Here is a 16129-nt window from a genome sequence, read left to right on the forward strand (position 1 = left end):
TGTCAAGCAGCAAACAGGCTTAAAAATCAGGCTGTTCGACCCATGCTCGCCGCCGGCTCGTCGAAGCGCGGAGGCGATGGGCTGGATTTACAAGGTGTTATGTCTTGGCGTGACGACGTCGGCGGGATATGCAAGGATTATTGGGGTTGAGGGATATGAAATGGGGGAAGAAGAGGGCGCCTCGCGGCGACCGATCGCGAGCCGGTCGTCGTCCTGGGCCATCGGCCTCAGCGCGTGGCTGGCGCGGAGCGGCGCGACACCGAACGGCATTTCGCTTTTATCGGTCGTATTCGCGGGTATAGGCGCAGCGCTCATCGTTTTCAAAACACATCCGATTGCCATGGTTTGTGCCGCGATCTCGGTGCAACTGCGGCTGGTCTGCAATCTGCTGGACGGAATGGTCGCGATCGAAGGCGGCAAGAAAACCAAGAGCGGGCCGCTCTACAACGAATTTCCCGACCGGGTGGCCGACAGCCTGTTTCTCGTCGCGACTGGTTATGCCTGCGGCTTTGGCTGGCTCGGCTGGCTGGCTGCGCTGCTTGCCGCACTCACTGCCTATATCAGGGTCTTCGGAGGATCGGTCGGTCTTCCCCAGGACTTCAGTGGCGTCATGGCCAAGCAGCGCCGCATGGCGGTGCTGACGGCGGGCCTCCTCGCCCAGAGCGTCGAGACGCTGATATCAGGCAGCCACTGGTCGCTGATCCTGGCATGCGCGGTCATCGCGGCCGGCAGCCTTGTCACCTGCATCACACGCACGATAACGCTTGCCCGTTCCCTGGAGAGACAATGATAGCGCTCATCCGTCGCCTTCTCGTGCTGTTCGTCCGTATCCTGGTCGGCGCCCGAAGCGAATGGCGGGGCTGCACGCCCGATCCCCACCGCCGCATCTATTTCGCCAATCACAACAGCCATGTCGATACCGTCGCCGTCATGGCCGCCCTGCCCTGGCCGGTGCGGCGGCTGACCCATCCGGTTGCGGCGCGCGACTATTGGGGAACAAGCGCTTTTCGCCGCTTCATCGCGGAGAAAGGACTGCGCGCCGTCCTGATAGACCGCAAGCCTCTGCCCGACAGCAATCCGCTGGAGCCTCTCGAGCGCCTGCTCGAGGAGGGTCGTTCGATCCTGATCTTCCCGGAAGGGACGAGAAGCGCCAGCGAGGAGATCGCCCCCTTCCGCAGCGGCATCTATCGCCTTGCATGCCGTTTTCCGGATGTCGATCTCGTGCCGATCCATCTCGACAATCTTCAGCGCATCCTGCCCAAGGGAAGCATGCTGATCGTCCCAATCACCTGCACGGCGCGCTTCGGCAAGCCGCTGCGCGTCGAGCCGGGCGAAGGAAAGGACGCGTTCCTGGCCCGCGCCCGTGCAGCAGTCATCGAGTTAGCAGACGGAAAGCACTTCGCATGACCAGCCTTTTCTCCATCGTGCTTGCCGCGATCCTCGGCCTGCTTGCCGTCGCCTCCGCTATCGGCTTCATTCTGCAGCGGCGCGCGACCGAGCCCGGTTCAGTCGCCACCGTCCAAAACCTCAACGCCCGTATCCGCTCCTGGTGGATCATGGTCGCGGTGTTCGGCGGCGCGATCCTGCTCGGCGACACGGCGACGGTCATCCTGTTCGCATTCCTGTCCTTTATGGCGCTTCGCGAATTCTGGACGCTAACACCATCGCGGCGCGGCGATCACCTGGCGCTTTTCCTGTCCTTCTTCGTTGTGCTGCCGCTGCATTATGTCCTGCTCGGAACGGAGTGGTACGGCCTGTTTGCGATCTTCATTCCGGTCTATGCCTTCCTGATCCTGCCGGCGGTGGCGACCTTGACGGGTGACGTCAACGAATTCCTTGCCCGCAGCGCCAGGGTGCAATGGGGATTGATGCTGACGGTCTATTCGATCAGCCACGCTCCCGCCCTGCTCATGCTGGAGACCGGCACGCCGTCCGCACTTCTCCTGGTCTATCTGGTGGTGGTCGTGCAGCTCAGCGACGTCTTCCAATATGTCTGGGGCAAGCTCCTCGGAAAGCATCGCTTCTCGCCGAATATCAGCCCGTCGAAGACGATCGAAGGACTGGTCGGAGGCGGCGTCTCGGCCATCCTCGTGGGAACGCTGCTTTATCGCCTGACGCCGTTCTCGCCGCTGCAGGCAGCTGCCGTCAGCACGGTCATCGTCGTCGCAGGCTTCTTCGGCGGCTTCGTGCTCTCGGCCATCAAGCGCGATCTCAATGCCAAGGACTGGGGCTATGTGATCGAGGGCCATGGCGGCGTGCTCGACCGCCTGGACTCCATCACCTTCGCCGCACCGCTGTTCTTCCACATCGTCCGCTATTGGTTCACCACGTAGAAGCTGGTTCTGGTTAAAACCGGTCGATCTCCTCGAGGCTCTCGAACAGCCGGCGCTGAACATCCTGCTCCTGCTTGCCGATGGCGGTCATCAGCTTGCCCATCGTTCCCCGCAGGCCGTGCAACTCGTCCACCAGCTCCATGACGATATCGACGCCGGCTTCATTGACACCCATGTTTCCCATGAGGTCGAGGATTAGCCGGGCGCGGGCGACGTCGGCGTCGCGAAATTGCCTCTGGCCGCCTGATGTCTCCGGGATCAGCCAACCCTGTTCGATCCAGAAGTCGAGCTGGACGATGTCGATTTTCAAGTAAAGACGGAATTCGAGATCATCCATGATCAAGCCTCCATGTTCTTTCTCGGATCGTAGGAGTTTGCCGTCGCCCATTCCTTCATGAAGGCCGTCAACCGCTCATCCGAGGCGTCGGGCAGCACGATCTTCAGCGAGATGTAGACGTCGCCGTGTCCGCCGCCGCGTTTTGAAACACCTTTGCTCTTGAGACGCAGAATCTTGCCCGTGTTCGAATGAGGCGGCAGTGTCAGATTGACCGGTCCCGATGGCGTCGGAACGCGAACCTTGCCACCAAGCACGGCCTCACTGAGGGAGATCGGCAGTTCAAGGCGGATATCGTCGCCGTCACGCGTAAAGAAGCGGTGCGGGCGCACACGGATTTCGATCAGGGCATCGCCCACCGGCCCACCGCCGATGCCCGGCTCGCCCTTGCCGCGCAGCCGCAAGGTCTGGCCGTCGCGCGTCCCCGGCGGGATCTGTACGTCGAGCGCCGGACCATTCGGCATCTTGACCTCCGTCCTGGTGCCGTTGACGGCCTCGAGAAAGTCAACCTCCATGGAAAATTGCCGGTCACGGCCACGACCACGGGTCTGGCCGCCGCCGGCACGACGTGAAAAGAAGCTGGCGAAGATATCGTCGGCATCGCTGAAATCGGCAAAGCCGGCGCTGTTGTGGTAGGGATCGCCAGGCCCGCTCTTCGACGCGTAGTCGCGGTAATAATTGCGCTGCGCCCGCTCGGCGCCCGTTATATCGATCTCGCCGCGGTCGAAGCGTCCGCGTTTTTCCTCATCGCTCAATATCTCGTAGGCCGTTGAAATTTGCTTGAAACGTTCCTCAGCGCGTTTGTCGCCGGGGTTAAGGTCGGGGTGAAGTTTCTTGGCGAGCTTGCGGAACGCGCTTTGAATATCCTTTTGCGTCGCATCGCGTTTCACGCCCAGAAGCTCGTAGGGATCCTGGCTCATACATGTCTCCGGTCGGGCAGCGAATACTGCTGGTTGGCTTGGAAAGATATAGGTTGTCGAGCCGCCGCCGGGGAGGGGAGGCCGGCCGCTATGATCGACGTCAATCCGACAAAGCGCCCGCTGTCACACAAGCTCGCCAGAGCTTACTTAGAACAACGCCCTTAGAACAACGCCGCGTCTTCCGCTGGGGACGCCGAGCCTTCCTGCGCGTGATCGGGGCGCCGATCGATAAGAACCGAGCACCCGGCATGGCGCACGACCTTGTCGACGATCGAGGAGAAGACGTAGTCGGTGATATCGGTCACATGGGATGAAACCAGGATAAGATCGGCCGATTTCTCCCTTGCCCTGGAGACGAGCAGGGAGGCGGCAATGCCGATACGAACCTCGACCATCGCCGGAATTCCCAGCTCCTTGCAGAGCGATGCCAGTTTCTTTTCGGCATCGACGATGGCGGTCGTTTCGAATTCCTCGGGAAGCTCCGTCAGGTGACGGCGGGGGATATTCTCGATGACGTGCATGACGACGATGCTTCCGCCTTCGTCCATCAGCGCAGCAGCCCGGCGCAGAAGGCGGCAGGCCGTTTGGCGGGGACCCATGCCGATGCCGCAGATGATTGTCCGATACATTTGAAATCCATACCCTCGAATGCGAATGATAGCACCGATCATACCGGTGTCGACCGTCCCGGCATTGACGAATATCGAGAAAAAGTGCCGCAACGGCAGCGCGCACGAAGCTGCCAGCTCTTTGGAACGAACCTCCGGCTGAATCGTCGCAGTTGACGATATGGCCATTGGCAACAGTTCTAACCCGATGGCGTCATTGATTGAGGTTCACATGCCGAATTTTGCGATAATCGGATCGGGCGCAATGGGAAGTGCCGTCGCCAGACGGCTGATCGACCATGGCGCTACGGTGCTGACCTATCTCGAGGGCAGGAGCGAGCAGACGATTGCGCGGGCAAAGGCAGCCGGCCTGGTGCCGGTCGGCCGCCAGGAGCTGACGAAGGCCGAGCTGATCCTGTCGATCGTTCCACCGGCGGAGGCGATCAAGGTCGCCGACCTCGTCGCGGACATATCGTCGGGGATGCAAGCGCCGCCGCCCTTGATCGACCTCAACGCGATTGCGCCGAAAACGATGCAGGCTTTGGCGGCACGCTTCGAAGGCAGCGGCGTGGAAGTGGTTGATGGGGCGATCATCGGCGGGCCGCCGGTCCCCGGCACATCAGGTCCGACCATCTATATCAGTGGCGATACCGCGGAGCGGAGCCGGCCGCTCGAGGATTGCGGCCTGCGGATCCGCAGGCTCGACGGGCCGCTCGGCGCCGCCTCGGCACTGAAGATGTGTTATGCCGGCATCAACAAGGGATTTGTCGGCCTCGGCACCGCCATGCTGCTCGCCGCATCGCGTTCCGGTGCGGCCGAAAGCCTGAAGGCGGAGCTCTCCGAAAGCCTTCCCGACATCGACCGCAAGCTGTCGAGATCCATTCCCGACATGTATCCGAAAGCCTATCGGTGGGTTGCCGAAATGCAGGAGATTGCCGATTTCCTTGGCGAGGATGATCCGGCCGCGACCATCTTCCGCGGCATGGCGGATGTCTTTGCCAAGATGGCTGATGACGTGGAGGGCAGCCGTGTGCTCGTCGGGCAGTTGGATGAAATCCTCGCGCGCCCCGACATCGATCGCTGACCGAAGCAGTTTTATAGGTGCTTTACGTCCATTCTTTGATGAAGGATGCGCACGATGATGATCTGGCCCGCATCATTGCTTTTGAAATACAGAAAATGAGAGCCAACAGGGACCTTTCTGTACCCTTTCCGAATATCCGATGGGCGGCTCATCCGTCTTCCCTCCGCCAGTTCGTGGCAGGCGTCTCTTATGTCCTGGATGTAACGTTCTGCCTGATCGACATTCCAACTCGTCGCCGTGTAATCCCAAATCTTGTCAATATCGGTTTGCGCAGCAGGAGAGAATATGATGCCTGTCATTTCGCCTCGAACGCCGCACGTTTGCGAGCGTTGAACGCATCGAAATCAAAGGGCGTGGCAGGGCCGGATTCCTCGCCTTCAATCAAGGCGTCCTGTAATGCCTTCACTTTGGCTTCGTGTTCTTCAAGTAGGCGAAGGCCGGCCCGAACAACGTCAGTTGCTGAACCATAGCGGCCAGCCTGAACTTGCGTATCGATGAAGCTGGTGAAATGCTCGCCGAGCGATATGGACGTATTTCTGGCCATGCTGAATCTCCTTTAAGCCAATATACCAATTTTTGGTACATAACAAAACCCAGTCTTCACAGCGTGAATCTGATCCCTGGCCAAGGCTCTGACGATTGCGTGAAACCGCGCCGACACCTGTGACAAAACCTCGTCGCCTCTGCTATGTCAGGAAAAATGCGGTGGCCAAACCCATTGGCATCGCGATCCTATCTGACCAATGCCAGGAGTTTGAAAGATGAGCGGTTCTCCCGATTATACACCCCCGAAGGTCTGGACCTGGAATAAGGCGAATGGCGGCCAGTTCGCGAGCATCAATCGCCCGATCGCCGGACCGACGCATGACAAGGAGCTTCCGATCGGCCGCCATCCGCTGCAGCTCTATTCGCTCGGAACGCCGAACGGCCAGAAGGTCACCATCATGCTCGAGGAACTGCTGGCCCTTGGCCATGAAGGTGCGGAGTATGACGCCTGGCTGATCAAGATCGGCGATGGCGATCAGTTCGGAAGCGGCTTCGTCGCAGTCAATCCCAATTCCAAGGTACCGGCGCTGATGGACCGCAGCGGGCCAAAGCCGATCCGTGTCTTCGAATCCGGCGCGATCCTGACCTACCTCGCCGAAAAATTCGGCGTTTTCCTGCCGACCGAGCCGAGCGCGCGGGCCGAATGCCTGTCCTGGCTGTTCTGGCAGATGGGGAGCGCGCCCTATCTCGGCGGCGGATTCGGCCATTTCTACGCCTATGCGCCGACGAAGATCGAATATGCGATCGACCGCTTCGCCATGGAAGTGAAGCGTCAGCTCGACGTGCTCGATCGTCGCCTTGCCGAAAGCGAATATCTGGCAGGCAGCCAATATACGATCGCCGATATGGCCGTCTGGCCGTGGTATGGCGGGTTGGTGAAGGGCTGGACCTACGGGGCAGCCGAGTTTCTGCAGGTCGAGGACTATAAGAACGTGCTGCGCTGGGCCGACGCCATTCACAGCAGGCCGGCCGTGCAACGCGGCCGAATGGTCAACCGCCTTTCCGGCGAGCCCTCGAGCCAATTGCACGAACGCCACGACGCCAGCGACTTCGACACCAGGACGCAGGACAAGCTCGCGGCCGCCGAGTAAGCAAGCGGCCCCAGCCACGTGTCGCAGCAATAAATGAAGCTCCGCCGCCTTTACGGCGACGGAGCTTCTGCATGCTGCCCAAACTCAGTTCTTGACCGTGTCTTCCAGGAAGAAGCGGCCGAGCGGGTTCTGATAGAAGTTCTCGATATTCTTGCGCGAGACGTTGATGTAGGGGCTGTAATAGAGGTCGACCCAGTTGACGTCGTCCTTTGCCATCTTCTGCAGATCGACATACATCTGTTCGCGCTTCTTCGGGTCGAGCTCGAGACGGGCCTTGGCGACTAGTTCCTTCACCGCCTCGTTTTTGTAGTTGGTCAGATAGTTGTTATTGGAATCGTGGCCGAGAACGAAAGTCGTCTTCTGGTCCGGATCGAGAATGTCGTTCGTCCAGTAGTTGACCGAGATGTCGTAATCACCGGCAACCGTCATATCCCATTCCTGGCTTGGATCGACCTTCTGCAGTTTCGCCGTGATGCCGGCCTTGGCAAGCTGTTGCTGGACAAGCACTGCCGTCTGCTCGTCCACTTCGTCGCCGGCGCGGATGAGATAGTTCAGCGTCAAGTTGGAGACACCGGCATCCGCCAGCATCTTCTTGGCCTTCTCAGGGTCGTAGGGGCGCTGCAAATTGTCGGCATAATAATAGAGCGCGCCCTTCGGAACGTACGAATTGGCGACCGTGCCCTGGCCGAAGGTGACGGTATCGACGATCGCCTTCTTGTCGATCGCCATATCAAGCGCCTGACGGACTTCCTTCTTGCCGAGCGCGCCATGCGCATGGTTGATCAGCAGATGGTCCTCACGGGTCGAAGCGTCGATACCGACGTTGAGATTCGGGTCCTTCTTCAGCTCCTCGACGCGGGAGAAGGGCACGAAGATCGCCGTATCCAGCTCGCCGGCCTGAACGTTCAGCATGCGGGTATTGTCGTCAGGCACCGAGATCCACTCGACGCCGTCGAGCTTGACGCGGTCGGCTTGCCAGAAATTCGGGTTCTTCTTCAGGATGACGCGGTCACCGCGCCGCCATTCCTCGACCACGAAAGCACCGGATGCGATCGGCTTTTCGCCATAGGCATCGGCGCCTAGCGATTCCATGCCCTTCTTGGAGATGACCGAGGCATTCGGCAGCGCCAGCGTCGATAGGAACGGCGCGGACTGGTTCTTGAGCTTGATCGTCAGCGTGCGCGCGTCGGTCGCCACGGCCGTGTCGATCACCTTGTAGGAATCGCTCCAGAGCGAGGCCGCGTCATCGCGGATGCGCAGCAGGCTGTAGGCCGCGTCCTCCGCCGTCAGCGGCGAACCGTCCGAGAATTTTGCATCGCGGATCTTGAACGTGTAGGTCAGCCCGTCATCCGAGGTGGTCCAGCTTTCGGCAAGACCCGGCTCCAGTTTCGTGCCTGTCTTGTCGACGCGGATCAGCACGTCGTAGACGTTGGAGAACACCCAGTTGTCGATGTTCTGCGCGGTCTTGATCGGATCGAATGTCGTCGAATCCTCGCGGCGGCCGATGGTGAGTACACCGGCGGCCTCGGCATAGCTTGCGCTGAGCGTCAGACCGGCGAGCAAGGCTGCAAGCCCGATTGATTTCCACCTGTTTGTCATGTGTTCGTTCCCTTCGTTGTTATGGCATGCGTTTGATTGATTGAATCGGCATCGAATGCGGACCGTCCTTGCCGTCGGCGCCTTGCAGCAGCCGCTTGTCAGGATCGATATCGGGAATGGCGGCGATCAGCGCCGTCGTATAGGGATGCTTCGGCCGCGCGAAGACTTCTTCGGAGCGGCCTTCCTCGACGATCTCGCCGCGATACATCACGACAACGCGTTCGCAGAGATTGCGGACGATTGCGAGATCATGGGCGATGAAGATCAGCGTGAGGTTCATCTTCGCCGTGAGATCGCGGAAGAGCTCGATGATCTGCGCCTGGATGGTGACGTCGAGGGCCGCCACGCATTCGTCGGCGATGATCAGCTTCGGATCGACGGCAAGGGCTCGGGCGATGCCGGCGCGCTGGCACTGGCCGCCGCTCATGCTGCGCGGTTTGCGGCCGGCGAATTCGCGTTCGAGGCCGACGAGATCGAGCAGTTCGCCGATTCGAACAGGGATATCGCCCCTGGCGACCTTGCCCTGCACCTTCAGCACCTCGGCCAGCATCTGCCCGATCGTCAGTCTCGGATTGAGCGCATTGTATGGGTCCTGGAAGACCATCGCCGTCTCGCGCCTGAGCTTTGCCAGGCCAGCGTTTTTCTGCAGCGCCAGATCGACGCCGTCGAAGGTGACGTGACCCGAGGAAAGCGGGGTGAGGCCGAGCACGGCGCGGGCAAGCGTGCTCTTGCCGCTGCCGGATTCGCCGACGATGCCGACCGTCTCGCCCGGCATGATCTGCAGGCTGACGCCTGCAACGGCGCTGACCGTCTTCGCACCGCCCCTGAGCAGGGCGCCGCCGGCTCTGAAGCGCACATGGAGATCATCGATTTCGAGCAACGGTCTCGCCGGGTTTTTGGCTTCGGCAAGCTCGGGCAACGGCGCTGATATCGCGCCCGGTATGGAAGGGTGGCTGTTGATCAAGTTGATCGTATAGGGATGCTGCGGCCGCGCCAGGATCGTCCGCTTCGGCCCCTCTTCGAGTAGTTTGCCGCCGCGCAGCACGGCAATACGGTCGCAAGTCTGGGCAACGATACCGAGATCGTGGGTGATCAGAATGATCGACAGGCCACGCCGATCGCGAATGTCAATCAACAGCCGCAGGATCTGCGCCTGGATAGTCACATCGAGCGCCGTCGTAGGCTCGTCGGCGATCAGGATCTTCGGATTGCAGGACAGCGCCACGCCGATCATCGCCCGCTGCCGCATGCCGCCGGAAAATTCGTGTGGGTAGCTATCGTATTGGCGCGCGGGATCGGGAAAACCCACCTGCGCCAGGATTTCCGTCGCCGCGGTGCGGGCCTCGCGGGCGCCGAGGCCCTGATGATAGCGGATGCCCTCGGCGATCTGATCGCCGATCCGCATGACAGGGTCAAGATGGCTGGTCGGGTTCTGGAAGATCATGCCGATCTCGCCGCCGCGCACTTTCAGCATCTCGCCATCATCGATCCGCATGAGGTCACGCCCTTCGAGCAGCACGCTACCGCTTTCGATCTTCAGCAGCGAGGAGGGCAGCAGGCGCACCAGGGAACGGCAGAACAGGCTCTTGCCCGAGCCGCTCTCGCCGACAAGACCGAGGATCTCACCCCTGCCGAGGTCGAGCGAGACCGCATCGAGCAGCATGCGCGGGCCGGAATCGACATGCGCCCTGACGGTGAGATCACGGACGGACAACACGGAGCCGCTCATTCGTGCACCCCCAGCAGTTCGCCGAGCGCGTCGCCCAGCATGCTGAAACCGAAGGCGAGGCAAACGATGGAGAGGCCGGGAAACAAAGTGATCCACCATGCCGTGGTGATGAAGCTCTGTCCTTCCGCGACCATGACGCCCCATTCGGCGATCGGTGGCTGGACGCCGAGGCCGAGATAGCTGACGGCGGCGCCGCTGAGCAGCACCAGCGTCGCATCGGACATCGAAAAGACGATCGAGCCGGCGATCGCGTTCGGCAGCAGGTGGCGGAACATGATGCGCGGGCGGCTGAAGCCGAGGCTGACGGCGGCAACGGCGTAGTCGCTGCCTTTCAGCACCAGCATCTGCGCCCGGATCAACCGCGCATAGGAAACCCAGCCGACCAGCGCCATGGCGATGTAGAAGCTGCCGAGGCCCGGGCCGAGGATCGCGATGATCGACAGCATCAGCACCAGGAAGGGGAAGGCGAGGATGATATCGACAAGACGCATGAACAGCGCATCGACGATCCCGCCGAAAAAGCCGGCGATCGTGCCGACCGTCGTGCCGATCACGAAGGGGAAGATGACGCCGATCAGCGCCATCTGCAGGTCGAGGCGAGCGCCCCAGATGACGCGGGAGAGGATATCGCGGCCGAAATTGTCGGTGCCGAAGGGATGTAACAGCGAAGGCGCTTGCAGGCGCACCTCGGCATTCTGCATGATCGGGTCGTAAGGCGCGACGATGGGCGCACCGATCGCCAGCAGGACGAAGAACAGCAGCAGGCCGGCACTGAACACAAGCATCGGCCGCTGGCCGAAGAACCGGCGCCAGCCGGGGGAGGCGGGGGTGATCGCCTCGATGCTCATAGCTTCACTCTCGGATCGACGGCGACGGTGACGATGTCGGCGATGAAGTTGATGAGCACGGTGGCGCAGGCAAAGACCATGGCGACGCCCTGCACCACCATGTAGTCGCGTGAGAAGATCGCCCTGACGAGCAGCTGTCCCATTCCGGGCAGCGCAAAGACGCTCTCGACCACCACCGTGCCGCCGATCAGCCAGCCGATGTTAACGGCAAGCAGATTGATGGTCGGCACAAGCGAATTCGGCAGGACATGCCGCCAGAAGACGATTCCCTCCGGCATGCCGCGGGCTCTCGCCGCCGTCGCGACATCCGACTTCAGCTGCTCGATCATCGCCGCCCGCAGGCTGCGCGTCAGCACGGTCGAGAGCGACAGCGCCACCGTCAGGCTCGGCAGCACGAGATGCGACAGCTTTTCGCCGATCGTCGCACCATAGCCCGAAACCGGCAGCATACCGAGTTCAACGCTGAAGAGGATGATCAGCATCAACCCCAGCCAGAAGGGCGGAAAACCGATGCCGAAGGTCGAGACGATGCGCACCGCATGATCCGGCGCCCGGCCGGCATTGCGCGCGGCGATCGCCGACATCGGCACCGCGATCAGGACCGAAAGCACGACGCTGGAGACGACGAGTGCAAGCGTCGGCTCGATACGAGTGACGATCAGCTTCAGCACGTCGATCTTGTAGAGGATCGACTTGCCCATCTCGCCGTTGGCAAGGTTCTTGAGGAAATAGACATATTGCAGCCACATCGGCTGGTCGAGGCCGTATTGCGCACGGATGCTGGCCAGTGCGGCCGGCGTCGCGCGCGTCCCGAGGATGTTGCGTGCGGGATCACCGGGGATCAACCGGACCAGAATGAAGGTGATGACGCTGATACCGAAGATCACGGGCAGGAACTGCAGCGGTCGCGTCAGAACGAATTTATAGTGATGCATGACGGCGATCGCCCCTTTGTCTTCGTCTGGTTCGGTCCGCTTCCTGTTGCATCAGCCTGCCTCGTGCCGGGTGAGAAAATCGAGAAGCGCCGGATAATAATCCTGCGGGTTCTCATAGAACGGCATGTGGCTGGCATTGGCAAATACCTTCAGCTCGGCATCCGGCAGCGCAAGCTTCATCCTGAGCGCACAGGCCGGCGTCAGCTCGTCATGCTCTCCCGTCGTGATGAGCACCGGCAGCGTCAGCCGCGGCAGGTCGGGGATGCGGTTCCAGTCCTTGAGGTTGCCGATATAGAGAAACTCGTTCGGCCCCTGCATCGTCTCATAGGGCGCCATGTTCCAATCGTCGAGCGAGCGGCGCACCGGCGCCGGCCATTCCGGCAGGCGGCAGACATGGCGATAGTTGAGGATGGTGACGGCGGCGAGATATTCCGGATGATTGTAGGTGCCCTGCGCCTCGTGCTTTTGCATCATCGACACGGTTTCGGGACCGAGTGCCGCGCGCAGCCGTTCCAGTTCCGAGATCAGATGCGGCATATCGGCGACGGTATCTTCGAGGATCAGCGTCTTCAAGTTCTCAGGATAGGTCAGCGCATATTCGATCGCCAGCCACCCGCCCCAGGAATGGCCGAGCATGTGGACCTTGCCGAGCCCCAGCGCCTTGCGCACCGTCTCCGTCTCCTCGACATAACGGCCGATCGTCCAGAGCGTGAGATCGTCCGGCCGGTCGGAGGCACCGGTGCCGAGTTGATCGAAGGCGATAACGCGATAGCCCTTGTCCATGAGACAGGAATGCGCCTCGCGCAGGTAATCGCAGGGCAGACCCGGCCCGCCGTTCAGGCAGAAAACTGTCTCGATGCCGGTCCCGAAACTATAGGCAACGACGCGATAGCCATCGACATCGATCTCGAATCGCTCGTCCGGCCGTATTTCACGCCACATTGATCGCTCCGGCAGAAGATTTCGCTTGCTCAATATTTGGGCACGGCTAAATTTTTACCTTAAACCGCATTCAGTGCCAGCTATAAGAAGTGATAGGGTGGGCCGCGATGCCGATCCCCGGGAGCAGCCCATGCTTGACGACCCCATTCTTGACGACATCGGAACGATCCGACGGCAGTTTACGGCGCACGAAACGCTGGACGGCCGGATCGACCAGGCCTTCGAGGCGATGAAGCAGATCGGTTTCGAGGCGCTGATCTACGACTATACGCCGGTGCCTTACGATCTCGACGGCGCGATCATGATACCATCGCTGCTGAAGCTGCGGAATATTTCAGACGATATGCACGACTACTGGTTCAATCGCGGCTATTTCCGTATCGATCCGGTGCAGCAGGTGGCGCTGCGAACCTCCGCACCTTTCTTCTGGAACTACGACCCGGACGCTGACACGCTGATCAACCGTTTCATGAACGACGACACGGCGCCGGTGACGCGCTATTTAAGCGAACGCGATATGTCGACCGGCGTCACCGTCCCGGTTCACATGCCACGCGGCGACTATGCGACAGTCACCGGCATCCGCTTCGGCCGGAACAAAGATTTCGAACGGCACGCACTGCGCTATATCGCCGACTTCAACCTGCTTGCCCATGTTTTCCATGAGACCGCCTATTCGCTTTTCGACACGCGGGCGAAGAGCGTCGGCACGGTCCGCCTGACCGAGCGGGAACGTGAATGCCTGCGCCATTCGGCGGAAGGCTACTCCGCCAAGGAAATTTCCCGCATCATCGACCGTTCCGTACCGACTGTCGTGATGCATCTGAACGCCGCGACAAAGAAACTCGGCGCCCGCAACCGCACCCAGGCCGTGGTGCGCGCCACCCACTACCGCCTGCTCGAAGACCGGCCGACCCATAATTGGCCACCCTATAACTTGTGATAGCTGCCTTCGCCCTTGCCGCCGCGTTATGATTTTTTTCATGACGCCGAGAGATGGAGACGCCCGTGGGCGAAGTCACGACCAACGAAGCCTATTTGCCCTTTCGCGATTATCGCACCTGGTATCGGGTCACCGGCTCGCTGGAGAGCGGCAAGCTGCCCCTCGTCGTCGCCCATGGTGGGCCTGGCTGCACCCATGATTATGTCGATTCCTTCAAAGATATCGCCGCCCTCGACGGCCGTCCGGTCATTCATTACGACCAGCTCGGCAATGGCAATTCCACCCGACTTCCGGAAATGGGCCCGGATTTCTGGACGGTCGGCCTATTCCTTGAGGAGCTGGACGCACTGCTTTCCCATCTCGGCATCCAGGACCGTTACGCCTTTCTTGGCCAGTCCTGGGGCGGCATGCTCGGCGCCGAACACGCGGTGCGCCGGCCGCAAGGGCTGAAGGCGCTTGTGATAGCCAACTCGCCGGCCAACATGCATACCTGGGTTTTAGAGGCGAACCGGCTTAGGCAGGAACTGCCGAAGGAGGTACAGGACACGCTGCTGAAGCATGAGCTGGCGGGAAGCCTCACCGATCCGGAATATATCGCCGCCTCACGCGTCTTCTATGACCGCCATGTCTGCCGCGTGGTGCCGTGGCCGCCTGAAGTGGCGCGGACCTTTGCCATCATGGACGAGGACAACACCGTCTACCGCAACATGAACGGCCCGACCGAATTTCACGTCATCGGCACGATGAAGGACTGGACGATCGAGAACAGGCTCGACCGCATCGAAGCCCCGACGCTGCTGATCTCGGGAAAATACGACGAGGCGACGCCCCTGGTGGTAAGGCCCTATCTCGAACGCGTTCCCGGCTGCGAATGGGTGCTCTTCGAAAATTCCAGCCATATGCCGCATGTCGAGGAAAAGCAGCTTTGCCTGGCGACCGTTTCCGGTTTCCTGTCCCGGCACGATTGAGGAAGCGGTCGTCTATCGGCGAACCAGCCATTTTTTGGCGACACGGCAGGCCATCGTATAGGCCGGATCGAAGACGTTGCCGACATCGTAACGCACCACCTGGCCCAGCAGATGGCTGGCCGCCGTCCTGTCCAGGCCATAATCCGCCGCCAGCCAGTTCAACATTTCGCTGGTGGCGTGCTGGAGCGCCTGATCGAGGGGGCGGGCGTTGCCGATGGTGAAGATGTCTTCGGCCGTTTCTCCGCGCGGCCAGACCAGTCCGGCCTTCTTTTCCACCGTCAGCCGCACCGTGACCTCGAACGTCGTCTCGACGCCGGTTCCGACGATCTCGCCATCCCCTTGCACGGCATGGCAATCGCCCAGAAAGAATAGGGCGCCGGGGGCCGCTACAGGCAAGCGGACCGTGGTGCCGGGGCCGAACAGCCGATAATCCATGTTGCCGCCATATTCGCCGCTGGTCGCAGTCGATATCGCCTGGCCGAGGCTGGGCGCCACGCCGAAACAGCCGATCATCGGGTCGAGAGGCAGAACGAAATCTTCAAGACCTGCAACCGGTTCGGAAAGCCGGACTGTCAGGGCTTCGCGGTCGATCGCCCAGATGGCGATATCGCGCGGCGGCAGGTCGCGAACCGCGTCGGGATCGACCACATTGGCGGCGACGACGCTGCGGGTAAAACCCGTGTCCCTGGTCGGGATCATGCTGATGATCTCGACCTTCAGCGCATCCCCGGGCTCAGCCCCTTCCACGAAGATCGGGCCGTTCATGGGATTGGGGCCGGATGCCCGCTTGATGCCGTCCTTGCCATGCCCGGCGGCATCGAGCGTTTCGGTGACCACGGTATCGCCGTCGGCGATGTGCAGGGCCGGTGGAAGAGAGCCGATGACATTGTGAAAGCTCGTCGGAATGAAGCGGTGAGTGGTCATGAAATACAGCTCTCGCTCGTTTCGATGGTCATGAGCCTGCAGTTGAAGTGCCCGGCCGAGAGAGTTGCAGACTAGATCAGAGATTGCCTGCAATGCCAATATCCGCGCGGCACCACGCGAAACCGGCAGCCGATGGCGCGGTGCCGAAAGGGTGGCACGAGGGGCGTCTTTGTGATCGCGGCAACCGCATAGGGGAGTACATCACCCATATCCACCCCGGTGGAGGCGACTCTTGCCGCAGCGCTCGAAGGGGTTTCGGCCACGTGTTTGCACAGGAAAGATCATTCAGGCAATCGCCGAAACGCGATACCATGATCACGACCTT

At 61.1% G+C, this 16129-nt stretch carries 18 protein-coding genes; 7 read left to right on the forward strand and 11 right to left on the reverse strand.

Annotated elements, in window-relative coordinates; all coding sequences use genetic code 11:
- Positions 1 to 160: 160 nt before the first annotated feature.
- From HFO71_RS29300 to HFO71_RS29310, 3 genes are read left to right on the forward strand one after another with little or no spacing between them, the layout of a single operon-like run.
- Complete coding sequence (locus tag HFO71_RS29300; protein ID WP_025398583.1) at positions 161 to 790, forward strand: CDP-alcohol phosphatidyltransferase family protein; 630 nt, start codon at positions 161 to 163, stop codon at positions 788 to 790.
- Positions 787 to 1407 (forward strand): lysophospholipid acyltransferase family protein, encoded by a 621-nt coding sequence (locus HFO71_RS29305; protein ID WP_221988775.1) that lies wholly within the window; start codon positions 787 to 789, stop codon positions 1405 to 1407. Before HFO71_RS29300 ends, HFO71_RS29305 begins: the two co-directional genes overlap by 4 nt.
- Entirely contained in the window at positions 1404 to 2333 is a 930-nt protein-coding gene (locus HFO71_RS29310; RefSeq protein WP_020047717.1) for a phosphatidate cytidylyltransferase, read from the forward strand. Before HFO71_RS29305 ends, HFO71_RS29310 begins: the two co-directional genes overlap by 4 nt.
- Positions 2334 to 2346: 13 nt before the next feature.
- Here HFO71_RS29310 and HFO71_RS29315 read toward each other — a convergent pair whose 3' ends face one another.
- The 3 genes from HFO71_RS29315 to HFO71_RS29325 form a co-directional block, all read right to left on the reverse strand.
- Positions 2347 to 2670, reverse strand: coding sequence for a chaperone modulator CbpM (locus tag HFO71_RS29315; protein WP_077979831.1), 324 nt, complete (start codon positions 2668 to 2670; stop codon positions 2347 to 2349).
- Between the two features lie 2 nt (positions 2671 to 2672).
- Positions 2673 to 3587 carry a DnaJ C-terminal domain-containing protein gene (locus HFO71_RS29320; protein WP_221988776.1) on the reverse strand — a complete coding sequence of 305 codons (915 nt, stop codon included), beginning with the start codon at positions 3585 to 3587 and terminating at the stop codon, positions 2673 to 2675.
- Positions 3588 to 3748: 161 nt separating this feature from the next.
- Positions 3749 to 4216 carry a universal stress protein gene (locus tag HFO71_RS29325; protein WP_168282952.1) on the reverse strand — a complete coding sequence of 156 codons (468 nt, stop codon included), beginning with the start codon at positions 4214 to 4216 and terminating at the stop codon, positions 3749 to 3751.
- A 160-nt stretch (positions 4217 to 4376) separates the two neighbouring features.
- On the opposite strand from HFO71_RS29325, the gene HFO71_RS29330 reads away from it, so the two are divergent.
- A complete protein-coding gene (locus tag HFO71_RS29330; protein ID WP_131665785.1) occupies positions 4377 to 5279 on the forward strand; it encodes an NAD(P)-dependent oxidoreductase in 903 nt (300 codons plus the stop codon).
- An 11-nt stretch (positions 5280 to 5290) separates the two neighbouring features.
- Here HFO71_RS29330 and HFO71_RS29335 read toward each other — a convergent pair whose 3' ends face one another.
- Both HFO71_RS29335 and HFO71_RS29340 read right to left on the reverse strand, forming a co-directional pair.
- Positions 5291 to 5578 carry a type II toxin-antitoxin system RelE/ParE family toxin gene (locus tag HFO71_RS29335; protein WP_168282950.1) on the reverse strand — a complete coding sequence of 96 codons (288 nt, stop codon included), beginning with the start codon at positions 5576 to 5578 and terminating at the stop codon, positions 5291 to 5293.
- A complete protein-coding gene (locus HFO71_RS29340) occupies positions 5575 to 5823 on the reverse strand; it encodes a type II toxin-antitoxin system ParD family antitoxin (protein ID WP_072642369.1) in 249 nt (82 codons plus the stop codon). The genes HFO71_RS29335 and HFO71_RS29340 overlap by 4 nt, the downstream gene beginning before the upstream one ends.
- Before the next feature lie 217 nt (positions 5824 to 6040).
- On the opposite strand from HFO71_RS29340, the gene yghU reads away from it, so the two are divergent.
- Positions 6041 to 6916: a glutathione-dependent disulfide-bond oxidoreductase gene (yghU, locus tag HFO71_RS29345; RefSeq protein ID WP_168282948.1), complete on the forward strand. Its 876-nt coding sequence runs from the start codon at positions 6041 to 6043 to the stop codon at positions 6914 to 6916.
- Positions 6917 to 7000: 84 nt separating this feature from the next.
- Here yghU and HFO71_RS29350 read toward each other — a convergent pair whose 3' ends face one another.
- Genes HFO71_RS29350 through HFO71_RS29370 form a run of 5 tightly spaced genes read right to left on the reverse strand, consistent with a single transcriptional unit; the run spans position 7001 to position 12969 of the window.
- Complete coding sequence (locus HFO71_RS29350) at positions 7001 to 8515, reverse strand: ABC transporter substrate-binding protein (RefSeq protein ID WP_221988777.1); 1515 nt, start codon at positions 8513 to 8515, stop codon at positions 7001 to 7003.
- A 19-nt stretch (positions 8516 to 8534) separates the two neighbouring features.
- On the reverse strand, positions 8535 to 10244 hold the full coding sequence (locus HFO71_RS29355) for a dipeptide ABC transporter ATP-binding protein (RefSeq protein ID WP_221946751.1): 1710 nt from the start codon (positions 10242 to 10244) through the stop codon (positions 8535 to 8537).
- Positions 10241 to 11092, reverse strand: coding sequence for an ABC transporter permease (locus tag HFO71_RS29360; protein WP_077979838.1), 852 nt, complete (start codon positions 11090 to 11092; stop codon positions 10241 to 10243). The genes HFO71_RS29355 and HFO71_RS29360 overlap by 4 nt, the downstream gene beginning before the upstream one ends.
- Positions 11089 to 12027 carry an ABC transporter permease gene (locus HFO71_RS29365; protein ID WP_221988778.1) on the reverse strand — a complete coding sequence of 313 codons (939 nt, stop codon included), beginning with the start codon at positions 12025 to 12027 and terminating at the stop codon, positions 11089 to 11091. Before HFO71_RS29365 ends, HFO71_RS29360 begins: the two co-directional genes overlap by 4 nt.
- 51 nt (positions 12028 to 12078) lie before the next feature.
- Positions 12079 to 12969: a proline iminopeptidase-family hydrolase gene (locus HFO71_RS29370; RefSeq protein WP_131641865.1), complete on the reverse strand. Its 891-nt coding sequence runs from the start codon at positions 12967 to 12969 to the stop codon at positions 12079 to 12081.
- A gap of 130 nt (positions 12970 to 13099) precedes the next feature.
- On the opposite strand from HFO71_RS29370, the gene HFO71_RS29375 reads away from it, so the two are divergent.
- Together HFO71_RS29375 and HFO71_RS29380 are read left to right on the forward strand one after the other, a co-directional pair.
- Complete coding sequence (locus tag HFO71_RS29375) at positions 13100 to 13912, forward strand: helix-turn-helix transcriptional regulator (protein WP_206111896.1); 813 nt, start codon at positions 13100 to 13102, stop codon at positions 13910 to 13912.
- Between the two features lie 65 nt (positions 13913 to 13977).
- Complete coding sequence (locus tag HFO71_RS29380; RefSeq protein WP_168336228.1) at positions 13978 to 14880, forward strand: proline iminopeptidase-family hydrolase; 903 nt, start codon at positions 13978 to 13980, stop codon at positions 14878 to 14880.
- A gap of 12 nt (positions 14881 to 14892) precedes the next feature.
- Here HFO71_RS29380 and HFO71_RS29385 read toward each other — a convergent pair whose 3' ends face one another.
- Positions 14893 to 15804, reverse strand: a complete 912-nt coding sequence (locus HFO71_RS29385; RefSeq protein ID WP_221988779.1) for an acetamidase/formamidase family protein — start codon at positions 15802 to 15804, stop codon at positions 14893 to 14895.
- Positions 15805 to 16129: the final 325 nt, after the last annotated feature.

It is taken from the genome of Rhizobium laguerreae (genome assembly GCF_019778565.1).
Classification (GTDB): Bacteria; Pseudomonadota; Alphaproteobacteria; order Rhizobiales; family Rhizobiaceae; genus Rhizobium; species Rhizobium laguerreae.

Bases quoted from the DNA above. Each gene is read 5' to 3' on its own strand.
- HFO71_RS29300 (WP_025398583.1), top strand. From the start codon at position 161: ATGGGGGAAGAAGAGGGCGCCTCGCGGCGACCGATCGCGAGCCGGTCG.
- HFO71_RS29305 (WP_221988775.1), top strand. From the start codon at position 787: ATGATAGCGCTCATCCGTCGCCTTCTCGTGCTGTTCGTCCGTATCCTG.
- HFO71_RS29310 (WP_020047717.1), top strand. From the start codon at position 1,404: ATGACCAGCCTTTTCTCCATCGTGCTTGCCGCGATCCTCGGCCTGCTT.
- HFO71_RS29315 (WP_077979831.1), bottom strand. From the start codon at position 2,670: ATGGATGATCTCGAATTCCGTCTTTACTTGAAAATCGACATCGTCCAG.
- HFO71_RS29320 (WP_221988776.1), bottom strand. From the start codon at position 3,587: ATGAGCCAGGATCCCTACGAGCTTCTGGGCGTGAAACGCGATGCGACG.
- HFO71_RS29325 (WP_168282952.1), bottom strand. From the start codon at position 4,216: ATGTATCGGACAATCATCTGCGGCATCGGCATGGGTCCCCGCCAAACG.
- HFO71_RS29330 (WP_131665785.1), top strand. From the start codon at position 4,377: ATGGCCATTGGCAACAGTTCTAACCCGATGGCGTCATTGATTGAGGTT.
- HFO71_RS29335 (WP_168282950.1), bottom strand. From the start codon at position 5,578: ATGACAGGCATCATATTCTCTCCTGCTGCGCAAACCGATATTGACAAG.
- HFO71_RS29340 (WP_072642369.1), bottom strand. From the start codon at position 5,823: ATGGCCAGAAATACGTCCATATCGCTCGGCGAGCATTTCACCAGCTTC.
- yghU (WP_168282948.1), top strand. From the start codon at position 6,041: ATGAGCGGTTCTCCCGATTATACACCCCCGAAGGTCTGGACCTGGAAT.
- HFO71_RS29350 (WP_221988777.1), bottom strand. From the start codon at position 8,515: ATGACAAACAGGTGGAAATCAATCGGGCTTGCAGCCTTGCTCGCCGGT.
- HFO71_RS29355 (WP_221946751.1), bottom strand. From the start codon at position 10,244: ATGAGCGGCTCCGTGTTGTCCGTCCGTGATCTCACCGTCAGGGCGCAT.
- HFO71_RS29360 (WP_077979838.1), bottom strand. From the start codon at position 11,092: ATGAGCATCGAGGCGATCACCCCCGCCTCCCCCGGCTGGCGCCGGTTC.
- HFO71_RS29365 (WP_221988778.1), bottom strand. From the start codon at position 12,027: ATGCATCACTATAAATTCGTTCTGACGCGACCGCTGCAGTTCCTGCCC.
- HFO71_RS29370 (WP_131641865.1), bottom strand. From the start codon at position 12,969: ATGTGGCGTGAAATACGGCCGGACGAGCGATTCGAGATCGATGTCGAT.
- HFO71_RS29375 (WP_206111896.1), top strand. From the start codon at position 13,100: ATGCTTGACGACCCCATTCTTGACGACATCGGAACGATCCGACGGCAG.
- HFO71_RS29385 (WP_221988779.1), bottom strand. From the start codon at position 15,804: ATGACCACTCACCGCTTCATTCCGACGAGCTTTCACAATGTCATCGGC.